Raw genomic sequence first — 3,531 nt, forward strand, 5'->3', positions numbered from 1 at the left:
TCGTTGTCCACAGCCGCCGACACCGTCACCTCCTGCGCCGCATTCCAGTTCTCCGTCGTGAACGTAAGAGAGGTCTTGTCCACCGTAATGTCTTCGTCCGAACCCGAAGCGAAAGACAACGAAATCGTTACGCCGGCAGAGGGCTCCGTATCGAGCGCCACGGTATACGTCGCGCTGCCTCCTTCAGGAACCGTGAGCGTCGTCGGCGTCACCGTTACGCCCGGCGTATCGTTATCCAACTCGGTCGCCGTCACCGAAGAGACCGTCACGTCGCCGTAGCCCCCGCCCGACGCCGCATGTTCTATCGTTGCCGCGCCGTTTATCGCATCGTCGTCTTCGGCAGCCGACACCGTGACCTCCTGCGCCGCATTCCAGTTCTCCGGCGTGAACGTAAGCGACGTCTTGTCCACCGTAATGTCTTCGTCCGAACCCGAAGCAAAAGACACCGAGATCGTTACGTTGTCGGAGGGCTGCGATGTAAGCACGACCGTGTACTTCGCGTTGTCTCCTTCGGCCACCGTCAGCGTTGTTGGCGTCACTGTAACGCCCCTCGTATCGTTATCCAACTCCGTCACCGTAACCGAAGAGACGCTTACGCCATCGTAGCCCCCGCCCGACGCCGTATGTTCTATCGTTGCCGTGCCGTCTGTCGCATCGTCGTCTTCGGCTGCCGATACCGTCACCTCCTGCGCCGTATCCCAGTTGTTCGTAGTGAACGTGAGCGAAGTCTTGTCCACCGTAATGTCTTCGTCCGAACCCGAAGCGAAAGACAACGCGATCGTTACGTCGGCGGAGGGCTGCGTATCCAGAACCACGGTGTATTGGGCGTTGGAGCCTTCCGGAACGGAGAGCGTCGTCGGCGTGACCGTAACGCCCGCCGGTGTACATACTCTATCGGTATCATAAAATGTAGTAATACCCTCCAACCATGCCTGAAAATCGCTATCCGCAGGCGTAGCAATACAGGTTTCTCTTATATCCAGGTAATTAATCGGCAGAAACCTTAAATCCGCAGGAAGCTCTCCGGTCAACGCTGTATTGTAACCCAAAGCCAGCACCTCAAGGCGGGTCAGATTCCCTGTTTCGACCGGTATGGCGCCGCTTAAGCTGTTACGGCTGAGAAATAACGTCTCAAGCTTGGTCATATTTCCTATTTCGGTTGGTATGGCACCGCTTAAGGAGTTATTGCCGAGGTCTATAAAATCAATGCTGGTCATATTTCCTATTTCGGCCGGTATGGCGCCGCTTAAGCTGTTACTGCTGAAGGCTAACCTCCGAAGGCTGGTCATATTTCCTATTTCGGCCGGTATGGCGCCGCTTAGGTTGTTGATGTTGAGGTTTAACCACTCAAGCTTGGTCATATTTCCTATTTCGGCCGGTATGGCGCCACTTAAGGCGTTAAGGGCGAGGTCTAAGAACTTAAGGCTGGTCAAATCCCCTATTTTGGACGGGAGCGTTCCCGTTAAATTATTGCTTGGTAAGTTTAGCCTCGTGACTGCGCCGTTCTCAACCGTGACCCCGTACCAGTCCCCGACCGGTTCCTGGCTTTTCCAGTTGGTATTATTCGACCAGTTATCGCCGTCGGTCGCATCGTAGATCGCCACCAGCGCCGCCCTCTCCGCGTCCGTTACCGTATCGCCCGCCTCGCATATTCTATTGGTATCGGTAAATGTAATACCCGCTAACCATGCCTGAAAATCGCTGTCCGCAGGCGTGGTAATACAGGTGTTTTGTATATTCAACTGCACAAGCGGCAAATGCCTTAAACCCGCAGGAAGTTCTCCGGTCAACGCTGTATTGTCATACAAGAATAACCACTCAAGGCTGGTCAGATTTTCTATTTCGGCCGGTACCGCTCCGGTTAAGTTGTTACGATCAAGCGATAAACCCCGAAGGCTGGTCAAATCCCCTATTTCAGCCGGTATCGCTCCGGTTAAGTTGTTAAGTTCAAGCGCTAACCGTTCAAGGCTGGTCAAATCCCCTATTGCGGCCGGTATGGCGCCGCTTAAAGAGTTACTGGTGAGCGATAACGTTTCAAGATTGGTTAGATTCCCTATTGCGGTCGGTATGGCACCGCTTAAGGCGTTATTGTCGAGCCATAAACCCTGAAGGTTGGTCAGATTCCCTGTTTCGGCCGGTATGGATCCGGTTAAGGAGTTATCGGAGAGCGATAAACCCGTAAGGCTGGTCAAATTGCCTATTTCCTCCGGTATTTCTCCGCTTAAGGAGTTACCGCTGAGAAATAAAGCCTCAAGGCTGGTCAGATTCCCTATTTCGGCCGGTATGGCGCCACTTAAGGAGTTACGAAGAAGAAATAACGATACAAGTCTGGTCAGATTCCCTATTTCGGCCGGTATGGCGCCGCTTAAGGAGTTATGGCCGAGCAATAACCTCCCAAGGCTGGTCAAATTCCCTATTTCGGCCGGCAGCGTTCCCGTTAAATTATTGTCTCTCAATCCCAGCCCGGTGACTGCGCCGTTCTCAACCGTAACCCCGTACCACTCCCCGACCGGTTCTTCGCTTTTCCAGTTGGCATTCTCCGTCCAGTTATCGCCGCCGGTCGCATCGTATAACGCCACCAGCGCGGCCCTCTCCGCGTCCGTCACCGTTACGCCCGCCGCGCATACCCTATCGGTATCGTAAAATGTAATACCCGCCAACCATGCCCGGAAATCGCTGTCCGCAGGCGTGGCAATACAGGTTTCTCTTATATCCACGTAATTAATCGGCAGAAACCTTAAACCCGCAGGAAGCTCTCCGGCCAACTCTCTATTGTAACCCAAACCCAGCCCCTCAAGGCTGGTCAGATTCCCTATTTCGGTCGGTATTTCTCCGGTTAATTGGTTATTGTCGAGCCATAACTGCACAAGACTGGTCAGATTTCCTATTTCGGCCGGTATGGCGCCGCTTAAGTCGTTATTAACCAGGCTTAGCCGCCTAAGGCTTGTGAGATTCCCTATTTCGGTCGGTATTTCTCCGGTTAATTGGTTGTCGCCGAACGATAACCCCTCAAGTCTGGTCAGCTTCCCTATTTCGGTCGGTATGGCGCCGCTTAAGGAGTTGTTCCAAAGCCCTAAGCTCCCAAGTCTGGTCAGATTTCCTATTTCGGCCGGTATGGCGCCGCTTAAGGAGTTTTGGGAGAGGTCTAACGTCTCAAGATTAGTCAACTTCCCTATTTCGGCCGGTATGGCGCCGGTTAAAGCATTGCTGTGGAGTTGTAAATTCGTAAGGCTGATCAGATTTCCTATTTCGGCCGGTATAGCGCCGGTGAAGGAGTTACCGGGGAGCCATAACTCCTCAAGTCTGGTCAGATTTCCTATTTCGGTCGGTATGGCGCCGGTTAAGGAGTTACTGGAGAGCCCTAAGCTCCTAAGTCTGGTCAGATTTCCTATTTCGGCCGGTATGGCGCCGGTGAAGTTACCGCCGAGCGATAACCACTCAAGATTGGTCAGATTTCCTATTTCGGCCGGTATGGTGCCGGTGAAGTTACCGCCGAGCGATAACTCCACAAGTCTGGTCAGATTCCATATT

1 protein-coding gene and 2 pseudogenes are annotated in these 3,531 nt (G+C 53.2%); all 3 read right to left on the reverse strand.

Going from position 1 to position 3,531, the window contains the following annotated elements; genetic code table 11:
- A partial coding sequence (locus F4Y00_11650; protein ID MYE05609.1) for a hypothetical protein occupies positions 1–446 on the reverse strand: 446 nt, incomplete at its 3' end.
- 204 nt (positions 447–650) lie between these two features.
- Positions 651–1,361 (reverse strand): annotated as a pseudogene (locus F4Y00_11655) (hypothetical protein).
- A gap of 435 nt (positions 1,362–1,796) precedes the next feature.
- Positions 1,797–3,023 (reverse strand): annotated as a pseudogene (locus F4Y00_11660) (hypothetical protein).
- Positions 3,024–3,531: the final 508 nt, after the last annotated feature.

This window comes from Bacteroidetes bacterium SB0662_bin_6 (assembly GCA_009839485.1).
GTDB lineage: Bacteria > Bacteroidota > Rhodothermia > Rhodothermales > VXPQ01 > VXPQ01.